The 23,806-nt window shown below is 59.4% G+C and carries 19 protein-coding genes and 1 pseudogene; 11 read left to right on the top strand and 9 right to left on the bottom strand.

The window, feature by feature from the left end:
* Window positions 1-451 precede the first annotated feature (451 nt).
* From CFR79_RS13785 to CFR79_RS13755, 7 genes are all read right to left on the bottom strand, one after another.
* Window positions 452-769: a hypothetical protein gene (locus CFR79_RS13785; RefSeq protein WP_110548270.1), complete on the bottom strand. Its 318-nt coding sequence runs from the start codon at window positions 767-769 to the stop codon at window positions 452-454.
* An 84-nt stretch (window positions 770-853) separates the two neighbouring features.
* Window positions 854-1,477 (bottom strand): hypothetical protein, encoded by a 624-nt coding sequence (locus tag CFR79_RS13780; protein ID WP_146220145.1) that lies wholly within the window; start codon window positions 1,475-1,477, stop codon window positions 854-856.
* Window positions 1,478-2,208: 731 nt separating this feature from the next.
* Window positions 2,209-2,466: a hypothetical protein gene (locus tag CFR79_RS13775; protein ID WP_132306668.1), complete on the bottom strand. Its 258-nt coding sequence runs from the start codon at window positions 2,464-2,466 to the stop codon at window positions 2,209-2,211.
* A 53-nt stretch (window positions 2,467-2,519) separates the two neighbouring features.
* Window positions 2,520-4,328 (bottom strand): ParB N-terminal domain-containing protein, encoded by a 1,809-nt coding sequence (locus CFR79_RS13770; RefSeq protein ID WP_110548268.1) that lies wholly within the window; start codon window positions 4,326-4,328, stop codon window positions 2,520-2,522.
* A gap of 159 nt (window positions 4,329-4,487) precedes the next feature.
* Window positions 4,488-9,578: a methyltransferase gene (locus CFR79_RS13765; protein WP_110548267.1), complete on the bottom strand. Its 5,091-nt coding sequence runs from the start codon at window positions 9,576-9,578 to the stop codon at window positions 4,488-4,490.
* A 334-nt stretch (window positions 9,579-9,912) separates the two neighbouring features.
* A complete protein-coding gene (locus tag CFR79_RS13760; RefSeq protein ID WP_110548266.1) occupies window positions 9,913-10,422 on the bottom strand; it encodes a tRNA lysidine(34) synthetase in 510 nt (169 codons plus the stop codon).
* Window positions 10,419-10,793 (bottom strand): hypothetical protein, encoded by a 375-nt coding sequence (locus CFR79_RS13755; protein ID WP_146220144.1) that lies wholly within the window; start codon window positions 10,791-10,793, stop codon window positions 10,419-10,421. Before CFR79_RS13755 ends, CFR79_RS13760 begins: the two co-directional genes overlap by 4 nt.
* Window positions 10,794-11,416: 623 nt before the next feature.
* Between CFR79_RS13755 and CFR79_RS13750 the strand changes: the two genes are divergently transcribed.
* The 8 genes from CFR79_RS13750 to CFR79_RS13715 all read left to right on the top strand — a co-directional run bounded on the left by CFR79_RS13750 (window position 11,417) and on the right by CFR79_RS13715 (window position 17,929).
* Window positions 11,417-12,106: a ParA family protein gene (locus CFR79_RS13750; RefSeq protein WP_110548264.1), complete on the top strand. Its 690-nt coding sequence runs from the start codon at window positions 11,417-11,419 to the stop codon at window positions 12,104-12,106.
* Window positions 12,103-12,417 (top strand): hypothetical protein, encoded by a 315-nt coding sequence (locus CFR79_RS13745; RefSeq protein ID WP_110548263.1) that lies wholly within the window; start codon window positions 12,103-12,105, stop codon window positions 12,415-12,417. The genes CFR79_RS13750 and CFR79_RS13745 overlap by 4 nt, the downstream gene beginning before the upstream one ends.
* A gap of 480 nt (window positions 12,418-12,897) precedes the next feature.
* Window positions 12,898-13,803, top strand: coding sequence for a replication protein RepA (locus CFR79_RS13740; RefSeq protein ID WP_110548262.1), 906 nt, complete (start codon window positions 12,898-12,900; stop codon window positions 13,801-13,803).
* Window positions 13,804-14,019: 216 nt separating this feature from the next.
* Entirely contained in the window at window positions 14,020-14,970 is a 951-nt protein-coding gene (locus tag CFR79_RS13735) for a S1 family peptidase (RefSeq protein ID WP_110548261.1), read from the top strand.
* A 446-nt stretch (window positions 14,971-15,416) separates the two neighbouring features.
* A complete protein-coding gene (locus CFR79_RS16355) occupies window positions 15,417-16,409 on the top strand; it encodes a tyrosine-type recombinase/integrase (RefSeq protein ID WP_181417448.1) in 993 nt (330 codons plus the stop codon).
* 154 nt (window positions 16,410-16,563) lie between these two features.
* Window positions 16,564-17,202: a tyrosine-type recombinase/integrase gene (locus CFR79_RS13725; protein ID WP_110548259.1), complete on the top strand. Its 639-nt coding sequence runs from the start codon at window positions 16,564-16,566 to the stop codon at window positions 17,200-17,202.
* A gap of 8 nt (window positions 17,203-17,210) precedes the next feature.
* Window positions 17,211-17,549 (top strand): type II toxin-antitoxin system Phd/YefM family antitoxin, encoded by a 339-nt coding sequence (locus CFR79_RS13720; RefSeq protein WP_174234182.1) that lies wholly within the window; start codon window positions 17,211-17,213, stop codon window positions 17,547-17,549.
* Window positions 17,546-17,929, top strand: a complete 384-nt coding sequence (locus CFR79_RS13715) for a type II toxin-antitoxin system VapC family toxin (protein WP_110548257.1) — start codon at window positions 17,546-17,548, stop codon at window positions 17,927-17,929. The genes CFR79_RS13720 and CFR79_RS13715 overlap by 4 nt, the downstream gene beginning before the upstream one ends.
* Before the next feature lie 90 nt (window positions 17,930-18,019).
* On the opposite strand, the gene CFR79_RS13710 is transcribed toward CFR79_RS13715, so the two are convergent.
* Window positions 18,020-18,727 carry an alpha/beta hydrolase gene (locus tag CFR79_RS13710; protein ID WP_254058054.1) on the bottom strand — a complete coding sequence of 236 codons (708 nt, stop codon included), beginning with the start codon at window positions 18,725-18,727 and terminating at the stop codon, window positions 18,020-18,022.
* A gap of 288 nt (window positions 18,728-19,015) precedes the next feature.
* Window positions 19,016-19,909 (bottom strand): LysR family transcriptional regulator, encoded by an 894-nt coding sequence (locus tag CFR79_RS13705; protein ID WP_110548256.1) that lies wholly within the window; start codon window positions 19,907-19,909, stop codon window positions 19,016-19,018.
* A gap of 149 nt (window positions 19,910-20,058) precedes the next feature.
* Here CFR79_RS13705 and CFR79_RS13700 point away from each other — a divergent pair, with 149 nt between their 5' ends.
* The 3 genes and pseudogenes from CFR79_RS13700 (at window position 20,059) to CFR79_RS13690 (ending at window position 23,222) form a co-directional block, all read left to right on the top strand.
* On the top strand, window positions 20,059-21,042 hold the full coding sequence (locus tag CFR79_RS13700) for an aldo/keto reductase (RefSeq protein WP_110548255.1): 984 nt from the start codon (window positions 20,059-20,061) through the stop codon (window positions 21,040-21,042).
* 120 nt (window positions 21,043-21,162) lie between these two features.
* A pseudogene (locus CFR79_RS13695) lies at window positions 21,163-21,927 on the top strand (aldo/keto reductase); the annotation flags it as partial.
* Window positions 21,928-22,041: 114 nt separating this feature from the next.
* A protein-coding gene (locus CFR79_RS13690) for an IS3 family transposase (RefSeq protein WP_110548254.1) occupies window positions 22,042-23,222 on the top strand; the annotation gives its coding sequence in 2 pieces (ribosomal slippage) (window positions 22,042-22,312 and window positions 22,312-23,222; 1,182 coding nt in all).
* Window positions 23,223-23,806 lie beyond the last annotated feature (584 nt).

Here is a 23,806-nt window from a genome sequence, read left to right as displayed (position 1 = left end):
CAAACCCCCAGCAGATGCTGCCGGGGAGTGTGAAGGCATGGGTCAAATCTCGATGAAAATTTCCGCCCTACCCGGGTCAGTTCTCAGTGAAAATCAACATCCTGCCATCAATTTCGCTGTTTTCTCTGCCATTTTCGCCTCCTCAGGTTTTTTCTGACCTGATCGCGCCCTCATCGGGGGGCGGGCGTGGCAAGGGCGGCGTCAGCCGGGAGCGGTAGCGACGAACCCTTGCCGCGACCGACGCCCTATGAGAGCGCCTTTTTCTTTTTTCATTTCTTTCCTCTCTTCCCTTTCCTTTTTCCTGCCTTTCAGCTTCGGGCAGGGCTGGGGATCACGCGGATTTCTGGCGATTTCCATCTCGCGCAGGCTCGCGGAAAGGACGCGGCAGGCCCCGTGGCACTCAGGATGATTTGTGTCCAAAACGGCACGGAGCAGCATCGCAGGACGTGGATCAGGCCGCCACGAGTTCGAACGGCGTCAGTTCGGACGCACCGGTCCACGGGCTGCGGCGCTGGATCACTTCCACGCCCCGCACGATCCCGTAATAACCGTGCTTCCTGTACTGCCGCAGGCGTTCGGGCGTAATGCGCGGCCGCGCAACGCGCGTCCGGAAATCGACCAGTGCGGCGGCCTCATCTGCGTACGGGCCATGCCATTCGCGCGCATTGACGGGAAAGATGCCGGGCGTGCGGATCAGGACGCCGTCACGGACGGTGGCAATCTCAAGGCGGTAGCCTGCGATCATTTCAACGCGGCTGGTGGCGGACATGGACTTCTCCCTCAACGGAAACGGCCCCGCCGGGCGGGGCCGGTACAGTGATGTGCAATGGCGGACATGGCCGCGGGCGATGGCTCAGGCGGCAACGCTTCGGGCCGCCCGGTCCATGGCGACAATTTCGGTCGCCATGTCGAAGGGATGAAGTTTTCGCGCATAGGCGGCGCGCAGCGCGTCCTGCGTGCAGGTCTCCGCGGGATCCTGCTCGCGGCCCGTGAGCCGGGCCAGCCGGAAGGCAATCGCGCGCATCCAGCCGTATAATCCCAGCGAACGCTGCGCGATGGTTTCCAGATACGCCGGTCCCTCACCCGGCCAGACAGGGGCATGCCCTTCCAGACAGAACGGCGTGAATTTGCTGCCCCATGAAGAAACGCCGGGGCCATCTGCATGCGGTACGGGATGTTCCAGCGTCACATGCAGCCAGGACTCACAGTTGAGTTCCTGCGCCCGTGCGGCCGCGTCAAACCCGCGCGGCTTGCGCTGCCCCCGTGCCATCCGGGCAAAAACCACAAAGGACTGTCGCGGACATTCCGCCGCAACATGCCGACCAAAAGCAATGACCTGATTTGCGACATCCGGCACGGTCGCCGCCGTAATCCGCCGTGGCGGAACCAGATTGGTCGTGATTTCGCTCTTTGTCGAAGCGCCCCACCGACCAATGGTGCGGGTAGCGGGAATGGCGTTCAGGATCAGTACGGGCATGACCGTGCTCTCTCTCTTTATTTCTGTTTCGGATGTTTCGCGCGTGGCCATGGCGTGCCGGTCGGGGCCAGAGCGGCGCCCTGCGCCGGCACTGGACCCACGCGCAGCATCGCGAGCATGGGGAAGCGCCACATCTGGCTGCGACCGGCACGCCATGGCAGCGCCTTCCCTTTCCTGCGTTTCGTGTTTCCTTTCCGTGCCCTCGCCTGAGGGCACGAAAAAAGGGTGGCGCATGGCATGCGTCACCCTCTAAAAACCCGGCTTCCTGTCTGTCCGTCCACACGGCCACGAACGCGCGGGGCGGTCCTGTGCCCCACCCTTTTCCCATGGTGGCAATGCTGGTGTTTCGTACTCCGCAAAACGGAAGGGGCGCGGCACCGGAAGGGGTCGCGCCCCTTGAAAATCGTAGCCGGAATGTCCTAATCTGAACCCGTGGCCGGGGGGCATCCCGTCAAAGAATACCCCCCGGCCGTGTGGTGGAAGTGGATTAATCCGCTAGGCCCTTCAGGACGGTGGCTGCCGCCTGGAGGGCCTTCTTCGCTGTGCGAAGCAGCTTCTTTAACCACTTCCGGTCCACCACAATCAGGACGATCATGGTTTCCCCTCAGTTCAGGACATGACATCACGGCCCCCGGGATGTCATGTCCGGCTACGATGAATGGGGGCCGCGACATCCCGCGCCGTAGCCTGCGTGAATGTTTCGTCCGTCCTCGTCAGGCGGCCCCGGTTTCTTATGCCGCCAGAGCCTGCGGCGGGCAATGGCGGGACGGTCCCAGCCAGCCCTCGCCTTCAAGCCGCCTTCGCAGGAGAACCTGCGCATCGAACACGAGCGCCAGCCACTCACTGGCGGGCCGCTCCATGCGGATCCATTGCCGGTGCAGGTCCGCGCACCGCCACGCGGTTTCATGATCGGGCAGCAGCCCCAGTGTCTGCCCGCAAAAAGAGAGTTGCGCCCATGGTTCCGGCCTGCCGCAGAAGCAGGTCGCCACCCTGTAGCGTCGGTCCCTGCGGACCGACGCGCACGGCTTTGTCCGCCCCTTCATCATGCAGCCAACACCATTTCAGGTTCGGGCGTCGCTGCATTGGGCAGCGCTGTCATGTCTGCTTCGCCTTCGTCCACCTGCATCGCGCCAGCGACGGCGTCAGCCGCGCCCCCGGCGTCCTCATGCGTTTCGTCCGCCTCCAGTTCGGCGTCCAGGGCTATCATCCGGGCCGCGGCCCCGCGCTGCCGGTCCAGCTTCTCCTTCCAAGCAACCGGCGCCCCGGCAAAGCCCGCGACGTCAGGAACCCAATGCCCCCCGGGGCCTACATGATTAATGAGGGCTGCGCGCATGAGCTTGCCCGTGGCCTGTTCAGGCAGCCCCTCGGCCTGCACGGCCCGAGTGATCCCGGCCTTGCTGTACGTTTTCAGGAAGTCCTCGACCGCCATATTGGGCATATGGCTGTCCGCGCCGAACAGGATGCCCAGCAGGAGCGCCTGCGGGCCGCTGCCGTCGTACGGGCTGACATCGCAGTTCGCGATGCTCCGCACCACCGTCATCGCATGATGGCGCATAAGCGCCGGGTCGCGCACCAGATGCCCCTCGGGAAACAGCGCGGCCAGCGCATTATCGCGGGCGGTGGGCTGGTGATAGGCGATGTGGCTGGTGTCATTCTTCACCGTCACGTTGCCACAACCCAACGCCAGAAGGAGAGCGCCTACAAGATCCCATGGGTCGACGGCATCAGCAGCCCCATCCAGCGCCCGGTGCAGGGCCAGCGTGCGGATCTCCCCGATCATCTTCAGACCCGTTCCTGATATGTCGGGCCTCTCACGCGGTTTCTCCACGACCGGTCCCGGGCTTTCGCTGGCCCGACTGGTAGCGGACGCATCCACGCGTATCCGGAAACCCTTCTCGCCAACCCTGAGCGTCACGGGATGGAGAAAAACCGCGATCTGGTCATCTTCACCTGCTTCATGCCACGCCTGCACGAGATAGGCGTTCTCGGGCAGGACCGGATATCCGTAATCATCAGTCGGCGTGATATGGCCATTGGCAGGCAGGCCCGCCTCCATGGCCTCGCGCTGGGCGGCCGCGTAGGCACGGGCATCGCTGGTATAGCGGTTGTCCTGCCCCCCTTCACCGAAAAGGTCCTCCTCCCAGACAATGCCGTGCCGTCTGGCAGCTGCGTCGTCGAAGCGCGCATCGCGGGCATAGAACGCCGCGATCGAGAACGCCCGGGCCAGATCATCCCAGTCCATGTGCTGGCCATCCTCCACCGTCATCCGGTAATCGGCAGGGTCCTGCCCTTCTTCAGCACTCTCTGCCCAGATTTCAGCCCACACCCTTGCCTGCTCTTCGGGAGACGCCTTTGCGATGGCCTTGCGGGCATCGTCATCGGGGCCGATGCCCAGTTCAATCGCATCAAGGATCGGCGGGTGCAGATGTGCCAGCAGGTCAAGCCGCCTGAGATAGGCAGGGGTCACCATCAGCGCCTTGCAGATGGCGGTTTCCTTCATTTTCTGTTCGCTGCGCATGCGGCTGACCGCCCGCCACTGGTCGGGCTCGCTCATCCCCAGCCGGATCATGTTCTCCGACGCGGCCACCAGGCCGTCCAGTTCTTCATCGGCGCCCGTGACGAAGACGGGGATGGTCTTCAGCTTCGCCATGATGGAACACCGTGCGCGGCGATGCCCTGCGATGATCGTCAGCACACCATCCCCGCCTTCGCGCACCAGCGGCGGATGGATCAGGCCCACCGCCCTGATGTTGAGCGCCAGCCTGCGGTCTTCCTCGACCGGGGGCGCCGCCCGGCGGGGATTGTCCGGGTTGGCGCGCAGGGTCTTCGGGTCGATCTCGCGTAGTTCCATGGTCCTGTCCTTTGCTGGATTCCGTCTTTCGACATCTTCAGGGCGGTCGGGGGGCGCGTCGCCGCGCAAGGCCGCGCGCAGCGCGCCCGGCCTGAGCCTTGCGCGGTGATGCGGCCTCTGGCAGCCCCCTCCTTTCCCCAATTCTCCTTCCCCTCCTTCTCAGGCCACCAGATCGGTCACCGCCTCCACCGCGTCGTCATTGGCGGGTGTCTCCATGACGGTCGCGGCCAGATCGGCTTCAAGGGCTTCGAGGGCTTCACGCTTTTCTTCAAGCAGCGCCTGTTCCGCAAACGGAGTGCCGATCCGCGCGCGATAGGCGGGCAGGCGGGCCTGTGCCCCGTCACGGCGGCTGATCGCATTGCGCAGCGCATCCTCGAATGTCAGCAGCAGGTGTTCGATACGGGACACCAGCCCCAGCGGCTTCACCTCGTCATCAAGATGCACGGCACCCCCACCCTGTTCGAGTGCCAGATACAACGTCACATCCGCTTCCTTTTTGCGATCATCCACCGCGTAGGTCGCGCGGGCTTCGCACATGATGTCAAAGCCACCGATGCGTCCCAGACGCCACTCCCCATCGTCACCGTTGCGGGCCGCCATGCGGATCTGCGAGAGAAGATAGGCTCCCGCCTTCTCCCGCGCGGTGATGACGCTGCGCGCGGTCTCAAGGCCAAACGCCTCGCCGCGCGTCGGACGCCTGCGCGCGATATCCGCCTCGATCTTCGGGATCAGCCCCTCCATCGCCGCGATTTCCTTTTCCGCGTTCCGCACCGCGCGCTTCACATTGAACTGGTCGTCGTAATGGGCGGCATAGAGGCGTTCGAGGCGGGCCAGTTCCGCTTCCAGCCCCGCCTTGCGCAGCAGGCGCTCATCGCCCGAGGCCAGCGCCTTGGCCATGGCGAACTGGTTGGCTTCGGCCCCCACATCTTCAAGGCGACGGATGGTGCGGTCGCCGGACATGGCAAGGCAGATGAAACGCTGCTTGCGTTCGAGCATCTGCCAGTTGGTCGCGTCCACCGAGCCTTTCTGCGCGTAGGCGTAGATTTCGATCTCGTCGTTCTGGTTGCCCTGCCTCTCGATCCGGCCTTCGCGCTGGATGATGTCGGCAACCAGCCAGGGCACGTCGAGATGGTGCAGCGCCTTCAGCCGCTGCTGGGCGTTCACGCCCGTTCCCATTGTCGCGGTAGAGCCGATCAGGATGCGCCTGCGTCCTGAATTGAGGTCCGCGAACAGGCGCTGCTTGGCCGCCGATTTCCTGTAATGCTGCATGAACGCGATCTGCTCGCGCGGCACGCCCAGCCGGATCAGTTCGTCGCGGATCCATGAATATGCGGAGAAGCCACGTTTCTCGAGAGCGCTTTCGGTGCCCAGATCCGAGAAGATCATCTGTGTCGCACCGGGAAGGTCGTAAGGTGCGCCGGTCTCGGGGTCGGTGTAACGGTTCTCCGATGTCTCGCGCCAGATCCTGAACACATTGGCGATCATGATGTTGAGCTTGCTCGTCGGATCGCTCTCCATGCCCGGCACCACGAAGCGCAGGTCGATCCCGGCATGACGCGCATCGGTAATCACCGACAGAAGGATATCATCGCCTTTTTGCGGCCGGCCGCTCCGGTTCTCGATGGCGGTGATCCGCTGCGCCAGCGTCTGCTGGTATGCCTTGAAACTGTCATTGGAGGGCGCGACCACGATTTCGCGGCGACCGCCCCGCACGTTGGGCAGTTTCACATGCTGGCGCAGGTCGTCGGGCAGCACCACGTCGGCAAAGCTGCGATACATCGCCATGAGGTCGGCGACGTTGACGAATTCGGAGAACCGCGTGACCGGCTTGTAAAGGCCGCTGGGCTGCAGTTCGAGTTCCGTGCGGGTTTCACCGAAATTCGCAGCCCACGCATCGAATTCATGCAGGCCGCGTTCCTCCAGGGCGGAAAGCTGCATGTAGCGCTGCACGGTATACATCTCGCCCAGCGTGTTCGTGATCGGCGAACCCGACGCCAGCACGAGCGCGCGGTCGGGATTGTCCCGCGCGATGAAACGCGACTTCACGAACAGGTCCCACGCGCGCTGCGACCCGTTCGGATCGACGCCCTTGAGATCGGACTGATTGGTGGCGAAGGACAGCTTGCGGAACAGCTGCGCCTCGTCGACAAGGATCTGGTCGATCCCGATCTCGCCGATATGCAGCAGGTCATCCTTGCGCGCGGCCAGTCCTTCCAGACGGGCTTCCATCCCTTCCTTCATGCGCTCGACACGCTTGCGCGACAGGGTGTCGTCCCTGTCCAGCGTTTCCAGAAGCTCCTCATAGGAGGCGACCTGTTCGGCGATCAGCGCGGATTCAAAGTCGCTGGGCGTAGGAATGAACCGGAACGCATCATGCGTGATGATGATCGCATCCCAGTTTCCCGTCGCCGCCCGGGCCAGGAAGCGCTGGCGTTTCGCCTTCTCGAAATTCGTCTCGTCGGCAACGAGAATGCGCGCGGTCGGATAGAGCATCAGGAATTCGCGCGCGATCTGGGCGAGGCAATGTCCCGGCACCGTAATCAGCGGCTTGCTGACCAGTCCGAGCCTGCGCTGCTCCATGACAGCGGCAACCATGGAGAAGGTTTTCCCCGAACCCACCGCATGCGCCATGTAGGTGCTGCCCGCGGCTATGATGCGCCAGATGACACGCTTCTGGTGCGCGCGTAGCGAGATGACCGTGCTGGCGCCGGGTAGCGTCAGGTGCGTGCCATCAAACCGGCGTGGGACCAGATTGTTGTAGACGTCGTTATAGAGACGCACGAGGCGCTCGCTGCGATCGGGATCGGTCCAGACCCAGTTGTGGAAAGCCTGCCGGATCGTCGCCAGCTTTTCCTTTGCCGCTTCCGTCTCCTTCGTGTTCAGCACGCGGTGTTCGCCATCGGCGTCCCGCCATACGTCCCAGATCTTCGGGCTCGACTGGTTGAGCGCATCGAGCAGGAGTTCACCGGCATGCCGCCGCTCGGTGCCCCATAGGGAGGTAGCCTCGGCCTTGCCCCGGAACGGCGCGATATCAAGGCTCCATGCGGCCACTTCGACCGTGTGGCGCACCGTCGTCTCCACCCCGATCACTTCGGCGATGAATGCGCTCACGTCCGATGCGGGCAGCCACGGCGCACCCAGCCGGGCCGTAATGTCCGAGGGCCGCAGGTCTTCGGGCTGCACCGCTTCCAGCGCCACCACATTGCGTGCGTAGCGTGCATCGTCCTGCGCCGCTTCGCGTGCCTTCTGGAGTTTCGTGCGCACCGCGCCGGACAGGGCCTCGTCCGCCGTCACCCAGACATCGCGCCCCGCGGCGCGGCACGCGGGATCGAGATAGATCGCATCCCCCAGTTCATTGATGACCTGCGCTTCGGACCGGCCAAGCAGTTCCGCCACGCGGGGGATCTCCACGCCACCCGTTTCATGCAGGCAGACGGCAAGCGCATCGAGGGCGGTCTGCACGTCCGGCTCCACCGGGGCGTGGACAACCCGTTCCGAAAAGATCGGCCCCATGGATCCGGCCTGTTTCTCGGTGTCGTAATTCTCGATCGAGGCGACCAGCCACACATCGGGATCGTCGAGAAAGGGCTGGAGATTGGGACGGCGCTGGGTTTCGGTCTCCACGCCGGTCTTCTCGTTCATGCGGGTCGTGGTGTTCGTCAGGTTGATCGGGCCGAACTGACGGACAAAACTGGTATAGGCACGCCGCAGATCGGACTGCAGCCGCCCGTAGGGCCGGTTTTCCATCTGCGCGCGCAGCACCGCCCGCGTTGCATCGCGCACCGGAACCAGCGCTTCGATGATCCGGGCATGTTTGTGGAAGATGCCCTCTGTGCTGCCTTTCTTCCTGACCGGCACCTCGACCCCGACGCCGCCGACGATCTGATGCAGCACCCGGCTTTCGATGTAGTAGCTGCCTTCTTTCAGGACCGCGCCATCGGCTGCCGTCCCGACACGCGCACGCCGGGCGGGGGCTGTGAGATCACAGGTCTCGGGTTTCGGGAAGCGGATGTCGGGGGCGATGCGCGCAAGAGCTTCGGGCAACGCACAGTCCAGCATGAGCCCTGCGACCGGTGCGCAGGTATAGTCCGGGCCGAACTGGGTGGTGGTCCATTCATGCGCCCCCAGCACCTGCTCGCCGTGGTCGAGGAAATAGCGGTTGACGCTCAGCGCCCCATTACCATGATTGCTGTCGGGCACCTCGCCCGTCTCCAGCCAGCCCTCATCCCCCGGCACGTCGCCCACCATGCGGCGGCGCAGGACAACGATATCCACCACAACCTCGGTCCCGGCCTCGTCCTTCATCGCTCCCTGCGGCAGACGCACCGCGCCCAGCAGGTCGGCCATTCCGGCGATATGCGTGCGTGCCGTGCCGTCACGCCTGTCCATCGTATGCCGTGAAGTCACGAACACCGCGATGCCCCCGGGACGCAGGGCCTCGACGGAGCGTGCGATGAAATGGTCATGCAGGGACAGGCGCAGCCGGCCGATCGTGTCGGCTCCGCGCACCGTGCGGCTGGAGAAAGGCGGATTGCCGATCGCCAGTTCGTAACGCTCGCCTGGCAGGGTCTTCGTGAAATCCTCCTGCCGGATCCACTGGTTCGGATACAGCGCGCGCGCGATCCGCGCCGTCAGGGGATCGTTTTCGATGCCGGTAAAGGCCACCCTGCCTTCCAGCTTTTCGGGGCGGGTCGCGATGAACAGGCCGGTGCCACAGCCCGGTTCCAGCACCCGGCCTCCCGAGAACCCCATCCGCATGACCATGTCCCACAGCGACCGCACCATGAGCTCCGGCGTGTAATGGGCATACTGGGTGGCCCGCATGAGACCGGCCCTTTCGGCATCGGTCGTGCTGTCATGCAGCGCGCGGCCGATATCCTCCCATCCGGCCCGGAACCCATCCTCGCCGTGCGGAAAAAGCGAATTGGCAAGGTCGCCAGCGCCAAAGCCGGTAAAGCGGATCAGCAGGTCCTGTTCGGCGGTCGTCGCCGCGCGGTCTTCGCGTTCCAGTTCACCCAGCAGGCGGATTGCCGCGATGTTGTCACGCGCGCGATCCTTCCAGTTCGCGCCCAGGTGGCGGGGGCCGACAAGGCGGTAATCCGTGCGCGGAATGATCAGGGGGACGGATGCCGACAGGGGTGCAGTCCCCTCCTCCCCTTCCAGTTCACCCCAGAAGAGGTCGGCAGCGCCCCCGCTGCTGAGGGATGAGGTGTCGAACAGGCTGAGCTGGGCGTGAGATCGGTCGCGCATGGCAAACTCCGGGCAGGCGCGGACAGCCGCCCCTGCCGGTGCAGGACGGTTGCCGCGATGGATTGATGTCAGTGGAAGGGTCAGGGTCCGGCGGGTCAGTGCCGCGTGCCGGTTTCTCTTTTCTTCACCCGTCCCCCGCGACCGGGCCGGGGGGACGGGCGCAAGGGCGGCGCTTCGCGCCGGGATCGGGGCGACCCGCAGGCCTGTGCTGCGCAGCAGTCAGGGCGAGGACACGAACCGACCAGCCCCTTGCGCCTGGCCCGCCGGTCTGGTGCGTCCTTTTTTCTCGTATTCCTGTTCTGCTTTTTTCTGCTTTCCGCAGCCACGCCGCGGGCTAACCCGGCCCCGCGCTCTCGCCGAAAGCTCCTGCTGGCAGTCGCCAGTGATCTGTCAGCACGGGGCCTGCCCAGTCGGGCGACAGCGCCTGCCGGAGCAGGTCGGGCTGTTGCAGGGCAGCGGGAAACGGGCGCCCCCGATCGGCAAGGGTATTCAGGTCGATGTCGCGCCGTATTGTGCAGCCGAAGGCATGTTCATATGCGGCGAAGCCCGCGAAGCGGTCGGGGGCGGTGGGCGTGCCGTCGCGGAGCAGCTCGCGCTGTATGCCCCCGTCGCGCCATGACATGTAGCATGGCAGGTCAAAGGCGCGGGCGATCTGGCGGACATAGCCGGGGGTGGAAGGCCAGTCCATGAACCCCTCCCCTCCCCCGTCCACGTCATGATGCCAGAGTTCGATGCTTTCCGGTCTGGCTCCCAGCTCCAGGGCTGCAAGCAGGGACGCCACGCTGTCTTTCCCGCCGCTCAGGGCCACGATGATATGGTCGTAGCCCCGCAGGTCTGGCGTCATGCCGCGAACCGGGCCACCGGAGTTCCGGTGCGGATGGCATCAGGGACCGTGCTACCCACCGAGCTGGCCCACAGGCGCAGGGGCTTGCTGTGCCGACCATCCCATGTGAGCGCCTCGCACTCCTTCAGCAGACCCGCCTGCCGGGCGTCATGATCGCGCTGGGCGCAGACGTTTTCGTTGCCGCCGGCCCAGCGTCGGCAGGGCTGACCAGGTTCGCCATCACAGCCGCGACAGGGCAGGGTGATGGCCGGATCTCCTGCCATCCAGGTGACGCCACAGCGGGTGCAGGTAAGCGGAGCGGTCACGTTGGCCCAGCGCATCGGGGCAGGCGGGCGAGGGGAGGTTGCAGTGGGAATACGGTGTGGGCGCATGATGCCTTTCTCCATTTCTGGTTTTGACATCATCCGCGCGACCGGGCCGCGACGGCCGGGGCAAGGGCGCCGCTTGCGGCGGGATCGGCGCGGCTACGCGGCGACCCACCCCTTGCGCCGGGCGGCGGGGGCTGGTGCGGGCTTGCGTCCTTTTTCCTCCCATGCGTTTTTACCATGCGACGATCGTAGTCTACTTCCGTCGCTACCACACGCGAGTGGTTGCTACCGCGTGCAGCCGGTAGCCGCCCCCCCCCCTCTACGTCACAGTATCTACGAATAGGGTCGACGATATATCTAATGCTCAGACGCGTGTGTTTCTTAACGTTCATCTAAAGTTCGCTACCACCCTTCGCATACCTCATCGTGCGCCCTCAGGGCGGCCGCATTATTTACGAATATTTACGCGCTATATCAGTATGTTACTGTACAAGAAGCATATACTGGCCTCCAGTCGCTACCGGGGCCTATCGGTTGCTACCGCGTGCTGTCTGGTGTGCGAGTGCGTGCGGTTGCTATCGGTAGCATTGCATGCACTCGGATTGTTGCATGCGCGCGCGTGGCGTGCTACCAAGTGCATGCACACGCATGCACGAAGAGTGCCCATTTCAATTATAGGATCGCCCATGCCCGTAATCGTGACAGCAAACCCCAAAGGCGGCGCCGGCAAAAGCACGTTTACCCTGGTTATGGCGCAGACTCTCTCCGCCATGGGAGCCTCGGTCACAGTAATCGATGCAGACCCGAACAGGCCGATTGCAGACTGGCGAAAGGGCACGTCAAAGGCCACTTTCGAGGTAATAGAGGACGTTAAAGAAGGAACCGTAATTCGGCAAATTGTGGAAGCAGCGCGTCACAAACAATTCGTTTTTGTCGACCTTGAAGGAACAGCGAGCAGATTGGTGTCACGAGCGATCAGTCATGCGGACCTTGTGGTAATTCCCCTCCAGGCAAGCGGCGTCGACGCCCGGCAGGCAAGTCGGGCCATCGAACTCATCCACGAGGAAGAAGAGGCTTTGCGGGGGCGCGAAATTCCGTTCCGCGTAATTCTGACACGCACGAGCCCTGCCATTAAAACGCGCATCGAGCGCGAAATCTTAGGAAGCCTCAATAATGCAGAGCTTCCAATGTTCCGTAACGCGCTCAATGAACGTCAAGCATATAAGGCTATTTTTGTCCGCCGTCTCGCCTTACAGGAACTAGACCCCAGCGACGTGAACGGCCTCCCCGAAGCATTGCGCAACGCGGAAGCCGTCGCAGACGAATTAATTTCATCCTTTGTTGATAACAATGCTACGGAGACAGCAGAACCATGAGCGATGATGCCTTCGGCTTCGGTCCCAAAAGATCCGCATCGAAGCTCGCCTCAATTATCCCGCGTGAACCCACCGGGGTCGACAGAGGCGATTTAGAGCGGATTGACCATGCAGGACGTAACGCAGGTTTCACCAGCAGGGAAGCTGGAGCACGCATCGTACCGCGCCGCAAAAAAGCAGTCGGCCCGACAATCACAATTAACACGCGAGTTCCGCAGGATGTTGCGGAGCGCTTCATAGAGTTCTGCGACGCACGTCGGCTCTCTTACTGGGAAGGTATAAACGAGTTGATGGAGTTAGCTAAGATATAAGCATCTCCTATATGCACGCATGCGGTAGCATGCCATGCAATCGCGTGCGTGCATATGCAGGGAAAATTACATTGAGGTGCCTAATTATCGGCTGTGAGGGTTCATGCGCGACCGGGGTCCACACTCACTTCTGTCACGCGCGACCAGAGTCCACGCTCCGAACTTTACGCCGACGGATAAGAACCGCTCTCTAATATCTTCCAGATCAAGGCGTGGACTCTGGTCGCGCATGAACCCTCACAACTCGATTCGCCAAAGCGACGTCGGCTCAGCTGTGTCCTGAGAACACGTTTTCCACAGCTTCCCCGCTTATTCAGTGGACTTTGGTCGCGCTCAATGTGGACCCTACTCGCGCGAATACGATTCGTCCCGTGGACCCTGGTCGCTCAAACAAATAGTTAAATACAAATATCACTTCAAATAGCCACCGCGACCAAAGTCCAAATTGATTTTATTTAAAACGTCTGCAACCATGCGGCCATGGTGAATTTTCATGCGATGATTGCCGAGAAAGGAATAGAGGAAGCACGCGCTCACGCGACATCAAAGCATGAACGTGCCCTTGTTGAAGCCGCATTTCAGGTTTTAAGCGAAGAGCGGGACAAGCTAGGTTTTACTTACTCGGGTTTTGCTTTAACGTCGCTACCTCACAAGCCCCTGACCGACCATGTCTGGCGCAAGGAAGGCCACAATATCACCTTGCTCATTCAGGGCGGCGTGGATCGCGAGGGACACAATCTCGGAGTGCCCTACGGCTCTTATGCGCGATTCATCCTACTTTTCCTGCAAAGTCAGGCCGTACGCACAAAAAGTCGGGAGATAGAACTAGGACGCTCCATGAGGGTCTGGCTTGGCAACATGGGTCTTTCGATTGGCGGCAAGACATATAAAAATGTGAACGAACAGGCACGCAGGATATCCGCATGCAATCTAACCTTTTTCGCTGGCCACGAAAAAAAGGAAGTCATGAAGAAAGGGGGGTTTATCGACGGATCCATAACGATGAGCGACGTCCTAGGGGACCAACCAACGCTGTGGAAAGAAACTGTCCTCCTGAATGCTGAATTCTATAATGCACTGTCAGACAGACCGCTCCCTTTAAATGAGACTGCTCTTCGCGCGATAGGGCCTCGAAGCTTAGTTATCGACATTTACATTTGGCTTGCTTATCGGCTGCATGCTCTAACGGGCAATGTCGAGATCTCGTGGCCGTCCCTCCATGCCCAATTTGGTAGCGGCTATGCTCGACTACGAGACTTCCGATCTGGCTTCATCGAAGCACTTGAACTGGCAGTGGCCGTATATCCGGAAGCCAAAATTGGCGTAAGTGAAAAGGGCGTAACACTAAGACCGTCTAAGCCCCCCATTGCTAAACTAGCCGGATAGATCCCTGTGGACTCTAGTCGCACCTATCGTGCGCCATAATGTAGCGCCTGAACTGACTAGCAGCACCACTTATCTTGTCGAGAAGCATTGTAAGGATGCGAATACGTTCGATCACAAGTCTATATCCGCCCGTTTGTGACGTTCTTTTGTTTTGTAAATAAGAACTTACCGTTTTTATGATTATAAAATATTATATGAGGTTCTTGGAAGATAGATATGGATTTACCAAAATACATAGACCCAATAAGCCTATTGATACACAGCACAGTTCGAATTCATTGCTTCTCTCCTTTTGGAAAAAATTCCTACGGAACAGGTTATATTTATTTTTTTCGTAAAAAAGATGGAACATTCTTTCCTGGAATAGTAACAAATAAGCACGTTATTAATGGTGCCACTGACGGGTCATTTAATCTCACGTTAGCAACAGACGATGGTGGTCCGGACCTAGGGCGACACGAGAGTATTCATATCAAACACATAGATAAAACATCTATTTATCATCCGAACCCAAATATCGACCTCGCCGTAATTCCGATTGGAGAAATACTTGATTCAGCAGAAAATAATGGAAAAAATTATTTTTACGTGCCCATAAGTGAGAATTTGATTCCCCCTCAAGATTTTCTTAGCTCTTTGTCCCCCATAGAAGACATTATCATGATTGGGTATCCAAATGGTCTTTGGGACGCATTTCATAATCTACCAATTGTTAGACGAGGAATCACTGCGAGTCACCCGAAACTGAATTTAAATGGTAACCCCGAATTCTTAATCGATGCAGCATGTTTCCCAGGATCATCAGGATCGCCTGTATTTTTGGCAAATAGGGGAGCGTTTCTTACATCAGAGGGTGATGTCCGCGGTGGAACAAGAGTCGCCTTCCTTGGAACTTTATGGGGAGGTCCTGAATATAACACTATTGGCCAGGTCGAAGTTGTAAATGTTCCAAATGACACAAAGTCTATAGCTAAGGGAAAGGGGGTTATGAATCTAGGGCTGGTAATTCGATCAGCAGAACTGGCTGTTTTAGAGAACTGTATTGGTATTACACCCCCCCGATATCGTAACTCCTCGTGTCCTTGTGGTAGTGGCAAACGCTTTAAATCATGCTGTGGTCGTATAGGGCGGGGCCTATCAAGGTGGCAAACTGAATCTTCCCTGTAGAACCCGGCGGCCCTCAGGTCGGAGTATTGTTTAATCTCCCGTCTGGAAATAGGGGACCATGTCTAGTGGGGGCAGGCGGCACGACGCCGTAATGCTGCACAGGGAGGGGGAAGCCGCCGCAGGGTTTCCCGGATGCCACCTGCCAGATCCGCGCGTCGCATGGGTTAACCTTTCCGTGGGGACGACCGCACACGTGAGTAATTAAGGAACAGGACAAAACCTTTATCACAGGATATCATGAGCGACCATGTTAAAGCTTTTCCCTTGCCGATCAGGAGGAAAGCCGGTTTCTCCGGGTGCGGAATTCCCTGCATGGACCCTGCCAGACGCGATAATTCCCCTTATCGCGTGTGATGGCATTGAAACGGGTTGAATGGAGCGCCTGCGGCTGCCATCCTGTCTCCATGACTGCCAAAACGCCCGCGGACCGGTTGCCTGCCCGGAGAGTGGCTCCAGGCTTTTCCCCCGCCGCGGACAGGGAGACGGGCGGTCCGTTGCTGACCCCGGCAGGCAGTGCGGCGCTGGAGACCGCCATCCGTTTTGCGAGCCACGCCACGGCGCCGGCGACGCTGCGCGCCTATCGGGCCGACTGGGCGCACTTCCAGGTCTGGTGTCGGCAGGCCGGGTTCCAGCCGCTGCCCGCGGCACCCGAAACCGTCGGGGCCTATCTGGCCAGCCTTGCCGGGGTATTTTCCCCGCGTACCATCCGCCGCCGTCTGGCCGCCATCGGCAAGGCCCACCGGTCCGGCGACTGGCCCTGGAATGCAGGCCACCGGGCCATCCAGGGGCCGCTGCAGGGCGTGCTGCGGACGCAGCACCGGCCGGTCCGCAAACCCGTGGCGGTAAGGCGGCCCCTGCTGATGGATCTGCTGGCCACCTGTGACCTGTCGCCCCGGGGACGGCGCGACCGGGCGCTGCTGCTGGTCGGGTTCGCCGGTGGCCTGCGCCGGTCGGAACTGGTCGGACTGCAGGTGGAGGACCTGACACCGATGGCGCACGGCCTGCAGCTGGGCATCCGGGCCAGCAAGACCGACCAGACGGGGGAGGGGGCGGTGATCGGCCTCGCCCGCGGGCAGCGGCCCGAAACCTGCCCGGTCCGCGCGCTGGAGAGCTGGATGGATGTGGCCCGCCGTGGGGTCGGCCCCCTGTTCCGCAAGGTCGAGGCCTCGGGCCGGATCGGCAGCACCGGACTGCATCCCGATGCCGTGCGCCAGATCCTGCGCCGGCGCGGGGAGATGGCCGGGGTCGCGCCGGAAATCCTCGGCCGGCTGACGCCGCATGGCCTGCGTTCCGGCTTCATCACCGAAGCCTATCTCGGCGGCGTGCGTGAGGAGGAAATCCGCCGTCATGTCCGTCACCGCGATCCGCGCAGCACGCGGGGCTATATCGAACTGCTCGATCTCGTGGTGGACAGTCCGGCCGGGAAGGTCGGATTGTGACGGGAGGAAATGGCCGGTTGCGCCTCATCTCGGTCATAAGCGGAGCCGTTCAAGTTTCCGGAAAGCGGACGGTCTGCAATACTCCTCGTTATCCGCTGATATCCTCGTCCAAACTTCTGATTGCTGCATTTGCAGCTGATCAGGAGAAAGTATCATGGAGAAGAAAACACGTTTTCCATCCCCTACGTTGAAGGCGTCCGTGCCCTGGAATGCAGGAAAAATGGTTGGCGCCAAGCGAGCACTCAAAGAAAAGCACGTCTGGGCTATTCGGTTCTGGCTCGGGAGCGAACAGCGTATCAGAGACAAGGCTCTGTTTGATCTTGCTCTCGATAGCAAGCTCAGGGGCTGCGATCTTGTCAGCCTTCGTATCGGCGACATCGTTACCAGCGGTCAGGTGCGTCATCGAGCCATGGTCGTCCAACAGAAAACCCGGCGACCTGTACAGTTCGAAATTACAGAAACAACGCGGGAAAGCGTGCGAGCGTGGTTGGAGCATCGAGGTGGTGGCTTGAATGACTATGTTTTTCCCAGTCGCTTAAGTGCCAAAGCTCACCTGAGCACAAGGCAATACGCCCGACTTCTGGATCAATGGGTTCAGGCGGTGGGACTTATCCCCGGGGAATACGGAACTCATTCGCTCCGGCGGACTAAGGTTGCCATGATTTACAAACGAACCGGTAATATCCGAGTCGTGCAGATCCTGCTGGGTCATTCAAAACTGGATAGTACGGTTCGATACCTTGGGGTGGATGTAGAGGACGCTCTAGCGCTGTCGGAAGCCACTGATCTCTGAAATCGGATATGCCTCAGGAATTCTCTACCTCCTCCTTCTGTGTACATGATATGATGACACATAAGGAGGAGACCATGAGCGAGCGTCTTTCAGATAATGCAGCATTCCCACAGAAAATCGGTGTTCGGGAGTTCCGAGGAAACCTGACAGCTTATCTGCGTCAGGTCAGACAGGGCAGTACGATCCTCGTGACGTCTCATGATGAGGTTGTCGCTGAATTGCGGCCGCCGGCTCCTTCCTATCGCCCCCGCCGTCAGCCAGGAGCTCTTCGAGGACGGATCAGAATGAGCGAAGATTTTGATGAGACACCACCGGACATTCTTGAGAGCATGGAACGCGACCTGTGAAGGTTCTGCTCGATACGCATGCGTTGCTGTGGTGGCTTTCGGACTCCGACCGGCTGGGTGAGACTGCACGGGAAATCATCGCAGACCCGGTCCACGATATTCTGGTGAGTATCGTGTCACTCTGGGAGATTGCGATCAAAATCCGTATCGGAAAGCTGGATGCGGATATGAACGATATTCTGGCAGCCATTCCTGAAGAAGGTTTCTCTCTATTACAAATACAGCCCGAGCACCTACAGATTCTGATGACTTTGCCTCTGCATCATCGTGATCCGTTTGACCATCTCCTTATGGCGCAGGCGCAGGCTGAACACGCCACATTCCTTTCGGAAGACGGACAAATGAATCATTACTCCATCAAGCGAATACGCTGTTCGTGAAGCAGAAACTGCCGTCAGAACACGCCTCAGTCCAGACATAGGGCGCTCCGACCCACATCCCGATAGCGGACACGACTGATTCAAAGCCGATCAGTCGCCGTGCTCACGGAGCCAGCTCGCGATCGCGCCGACGACCTCACTTTCGATGCCGTAATAGCCATGTGGTGAGAGCGAGCCGCAGGCTTTCGCTGACCGTTCGAAGCCTCCCCTGACTGTGAGCACGCGCGCGTCTGGCGAGCGCGTCATGGCTGCGACGATGCGAGGCGCCATCTCGGGAGGAGCGACATCGCAAGCGTCATCGCGGTTGGCCACCACCAAAGCAGGAACCTGCACGGCCGACGGGTCGGCGTCGAACACAGTCTCGGTACTCAGCCGACCCGGTACGGAAACGGATTCCGTAAGCACTACGCCCGAGATCGAGTCCGGCCGGGCTCGGGCGGCGCCATTCATCGCCGCGATGGTTCCCTGACTCGTGCCGATCAGGAACACAGGCGCTTGGACGTGGTTATGGGCATATGCGACCAGCTCTTCGACCAACTTGCCATAGACCGGGGAACTGCGCGCACCCCTCAAATTTGCCTGGGCGATGGTGTCAGGGATCAGCACGGCATAGCCCCTTGCGACCCAATCCTCTCGTGTGCGCACGACGAAATTATCATCGTGGCGAAGGTCGCCGTCACGTTGCACACCGACCTCGCCGGAGCCGCCTGGCAGCATGATCAATGTCGCCCGCGGTCGGGGCGGGGCGAGGTAGAGGATGCGCTGAGTCAGCCCGTTTTCAAGTGGAAGATCCGTCACCCACTCGTTGTCCCTAGATCCCCGCCACGAAGACTGCTCAGCCGACGCTGGTGTGGTGAGTGCGGTCACAGTTGTTACGGCGGCAAGAATAGCGGTTTTTAGCATGGTCGGAGATCTTCCAAAGACAAGAACGCTAATATGATCGGCGAGTCCTGAACGCTCACGATCTCGTTGGCTCACGCCTTCATCTCGGTCATTTGAGCGTTTATAGTGGTTGCCCGAAAGCGGACATTGTTACGCGAAGCGCCACAGACGGAACGTGGGACTGTCGTCTCTGACAAAGCTTATTCATCCCCTGTAACGCAAAGCATCCAGAACAAGGTTGAATGCTGGAGAGGGCTGACGCCTGCTTGGGTAATATAGATAATAGCCATCGAATGGCTCACACCACTCTTCAAGAATTCGTACCAGGCTTCCAGAAGAAAGGTAATCTTTGACATGATCCTCAAGCATGAAAGCAATACCGTGCCCGGTGAGGGCGGCTTCCACAATCAGATTGATATCGTTGAACACAAGCTGTCCTTGCGTTTTAACCCGGATCTCTTTGCCATCGCGCTCAAACTCCCAAGAATATAATCCACCGGAAGTCGGCAAGCGCAGATTGATGCAGTTATGTTGCGCAAGATCGTAAGGCGTTTCCGGGATGGTCTTTCCGCTCAGATATGATGGGGAGGCCACAGCGGCCATCCGAAGGCGTGGGCTGATTGGCACCGCAATCATGTCCTGCTCCAGTCTTTCTCCAAGCCTTATTCCTGCGTCATATCGCTCAGCCACGATATCGACGAGGCCTCCTTCAATATTGATTTCCACGTTGATGTCAGGGTTTTCGGCTGTGAGACGACCAATAACTGGCCACAGCACCGTGTACGCCGCGTGAGAACTTGTCGTGATTCGAACAGTGCCCGCAGGGCGGTCCCGTAACTCGGTCAATGCGGCAAGCCTCTGATCAATCTCCTCAAGGGCAGGACGCAGTGTTTCTATAAGGCGCTCGCCAGCCAATGTAGGTGCGACACTCCTGGTTGTACGTGTAAGGAGCCGGAGGCCCAGTCTGGCTTCGAGCCGCCGAAGAGAATGGCTGAGCGCAGATTGTGAAATGCCAAGCTTGCCCGCGGCCTTGGTAAAACTGCCTTCATCAGCAACTGCCATGAACATAGCCAGACTTCCAAGCTCTTCACGCCGCATTATGCTCAGGCCTTCTCACAGGTTTCATGACTAAAATTCATAGACCTAAGAAAGTTACCTTGTCTAATCGATTGATGAGTCTGGGCTTATGATTTGCGTGTTCGGAGCCTTGGCAGACGCCCAAGGATAAACACGCGGGATCAAGAAACATGCAGAAACGTCTGTTAGGCCAGAGTGGTCTGGAAGTATCAGCGCTTGGGTTCGGCTGCATGGGCCTGAGCTATGGCTATGGCCCTGCCACCGATCGCAAGGATGCTATTGCCCTGATCCGCGCAGCATATGAGCGTGGGGTCACTTTCTTCGATACTGCCGAAGCTTATGGACCAGGCATTAATGAAGAAGTCGTTGGGGAGGCGCTAGAGCCCGTTCGTGATCAGGTCGTGATTGCCACCAAGTTTGGTTTCGTAAACGGCGTACCAGCACAGGGATTGGATAGTCGGCCGGAGCGTATTCGACAGGTTGCGGATGAAGTCCTGAAGCGCCTGCGGACTGACAGAATTGATCTCTTTTACCAGCATCGCGTCGATCCAAACGTACCGATCGAAGATGTTGCCGGAACGGTGAAAGACCTTATCGCAGCGGGCAAGGTCAAGCATTTTGGCATGTCTGAAGCCGGGACGGATTCAATCCGTCGTGCACATGCCGTACAGCCGGTTGCCGCTCTCCAGAGTGAATATTCGATGTTCTGGCGCGAACCTGAACTGGAAATCCTGCCGCTTCTTGAGGAACTGGGTATCGGCTTCGTGCCATTTGCGCCTCTTGGCAAAGGGTTTCTGACTGGAAAACTCGATCCAAAGGTCGTGTTCGCCAAAGATGATTTCCGAAGCTCTGTTCCCCGTTTCCAGGCTAATGCACTGGCCGCGAACCAGGCTCTTGTTGATCTTGTTAAAGCCATTGCATCTGAAAAATCCTGCACGCCTGCGCAGATCGCATTGGCGTGGCTTCTGGCCCAGAAACCGTGGATTGTTCCCATTCCCGGTACGACGAAACTTGATCGTCTCGAAGAAAATCTGGGAGAGGCTGATGTCAGTCTAACGGTTGATGATCTGACCCGCATTGAACAGGCGCTCAACGGGATCACCCTGCAAGGAGACCGATATCCTGCCTCATATCAGAACCTGATCAATCGCTAAGCTACAGTCTCGGAAAGAATAATCATGACACTCACCCCGCCTGCAGTCATGCTAAACAATGACGTTCAGATGCCGTCTCTTGGTTTTGGTGTGTTCTAGGTCCCTGATCCTGCCGAATGTGAGCAAAGTGTTCGGGAGGCCATTGATGTCGGTTATCGGCTTCTGGACACAGCAACGTCCTATGGCAACGAGGAAGCAGTGGGACATGCGATCCGCAACCACGGGATCGACCGCAGCGACTTATTCGTCACTACCAAACTCTGGATTGAAGATGCCAGCTATGAGGGAGCCAAGGCAGCTTTTGAGCACTCGTTGAACAAACTTCAGACGGACTATCTCGATCTCTGGTTGATCCACCAACCTTACGGTGACGTCTATGGAGCGTGGCGCGCAATGGAAGAACTGTATCGTGCGGGCCGTATCCGGGCGATCGGCGTCAGCAACTTCTATCCTGACCGACTAGTTGACTTCGTACTGCATAACGAAATCACACCAGCAATTAATCAGATTGAACTCCATCCTTTTCACCAACAGGACGATGCACTGAAAATCCTGAAGCAATACGATGTTCAGGCGGAAGCCTGGGGACCATTTGCAGAGGGGCGAAACGGGCTGTTTTCTAATGATGTACTTCAGTCAATTGCGCAAAAACATGGCAAAACCATTGCTCAGGTTGTGCTGCGTTGGTTGAATCAGCGCGGGATTGTCGCAATCCCCAAATCAGTGCGCAAAGAGCGTATGGCTGAGAACTTCGCAATTTTCGATTTTGCGCTGGATGATGCTGATCTCAGGGCGATTGCCATACTCGATCAGAAAGCCAGTAGCTTCTTCGATCACCGTGATCCGGAGAAAGTCCGCTGGCTGGGAACAAGAAATTTAGGGTGAGAGGTATCCTTCTCAGGGGTGTCTGTGTGAATTGAGATTGTTGCGGATAGAGGTGGCCCCGGAAAATCGGACAGGGTGATAAGCTATCCCCGGCCTGGATAAGGACAGGGACTGATGGGCAAGGTTACGAGGAAACGGTATTCGTGTGAGTTCAAGTCTCGTGTGGCTCTTGAGGCGATCCGTGGCGAGCAGACGTTGTCGGAACTGGCGTCGAAGCACGGTGTGCATCAGACGATGATTGCCCAGTGGAAGCGTCAGGCGATCGAGGGCATGGCAGCGACCTTTTCGGGCAAGGCCGTTGCGGAGCCTGCGACGAGTGCGGCCGAGGTCGAGAAGCTTCATGCGAAGATCGGCCAGCTTTTGGTGGAACGGGATTTTTTGCGGGATGCCTCTGTTCGCTTGGGCGTGACCAGAGGCGGGAAATGATCGACCCGCAACGTCGCCGCTTGCCGATTGTCAGGCAATGCACCTTGCTGAGGCTCAACCGATCTGGGGTATATTATCAGCCTGCGCCCGAAAACGCGTTCAACCTGATGCGGTTGATCGACGAACAGTTCATGGAAACGCCGTATTATGGCGCCCGGCAGATGGCGCGGCACCTTCGCCGTCTGGGCCATGAGGTAGGCCGCAAGCGGATTGGACGGCTGATGGCCCGGATGGGGCTGGTTGCGATCTACCAGAAACCCAGGACGACGGTGCCCCACCTGGAGCATCGCACATATCCTTATCTCCTGCGGGACCTGACGATCGACAGGCCCAACCAGGTCTGGTGTTCGGATATCACCTACATTCCGATGCGCCGGGGTTTTCTGTATCTGACGGCGATCATGGACTGGGCGACGCGCAAGGTTCTGGCCTGGCGCCTGTCCAATACCATGGATGCGGACTTCTGCATCGAGGCCTTGAAGGAGGCGTTGGCCCGCTACGGGACGCCGGAGATTTTCAACATGGATCAGGGCAGCCAATTCACCACGCCGCGCTTCACCGAAGTGCTGCAGGGCCGGCAGATCCGCATCAGCATGGACGGGCGCGGCCGCTGGATGGACAATGTCTTCATCGAACGGCTCTGGCGGTCATTGAAATATGAATGCGTGTATCTCCACGCTTTCGAGACCGGCTCGGAACTTCGTGCCGGCCTGGCGAAATGGATTGGTCATTATAATTCGCGGCGCCCACACTCGGCGCTCGCTGGACGCACGCCCGATGAGGCGTATCATGGATCCGCTCTGACACCGCTGCCGGGGTTAACCCCGGCAGCGGTGTCGGTCAGCAACAACGAGAAATTGGCGGCATAGCAACATCGGGCGATAGCTTATTCAACCCGCAAATCTGTCCGAACAAATGGGGCCATGTGTGATCTTATTCAAATCAAGTGAATGTTTTTTCGATCCATACGAGTTAAAGGGAATGTCCGAGTATCGACAATTTCGCTCATAACCGGACATTCTGTACCTGAAGAGTTTCGGGCGCCGTGAGGCGTACGAAAGTCGGGGAGGACCGAACCCGCGACACCGGGACTCAGTTATGGGGAATTTGCAACTGGCGCTGCCCTGAGGCGCCCCTGAGCGGGGTCACCTGGCGGCATTCGTGACGCGGCAAAGGGCGTTTCCCGCTGATCCTACACATGAAGATGACAGGATCTTCAGGGCCAGGTGCGCGCTTCCCGCCGTTTTTTCGCGTTTTGCGTAAGCCTGTCGGTGTGCCTGAACGAGACGGTTCCGGCAGGCATCGGGTTATAGGGTCATGTCTGCCGGTCATCATGCTGATTCCCCGGCCGGATCGTAAGCACCCGGCGACTGCCGCCTTGCTGAATATTTCTATTCTGGTTCAGCTATGAATCATGAGCGATTCAAGAGATAGAGACGCGGTACTACCTGCG

It is taken from the genome of Komagataeibacter saccharivorans, assembly GCF_003207825.1.
Taxonomy (GTDB): domain Bacteria; phylum Pseudomonadota; class Alphaproteobacteria; order Acetobacterales; family Acetobacteraceae; genus Komagataeibacter; species Komagataeibacter saccharivorans.
This window is presented reverse-complemented; position numbering and strand designations above follow the sequence as displayed.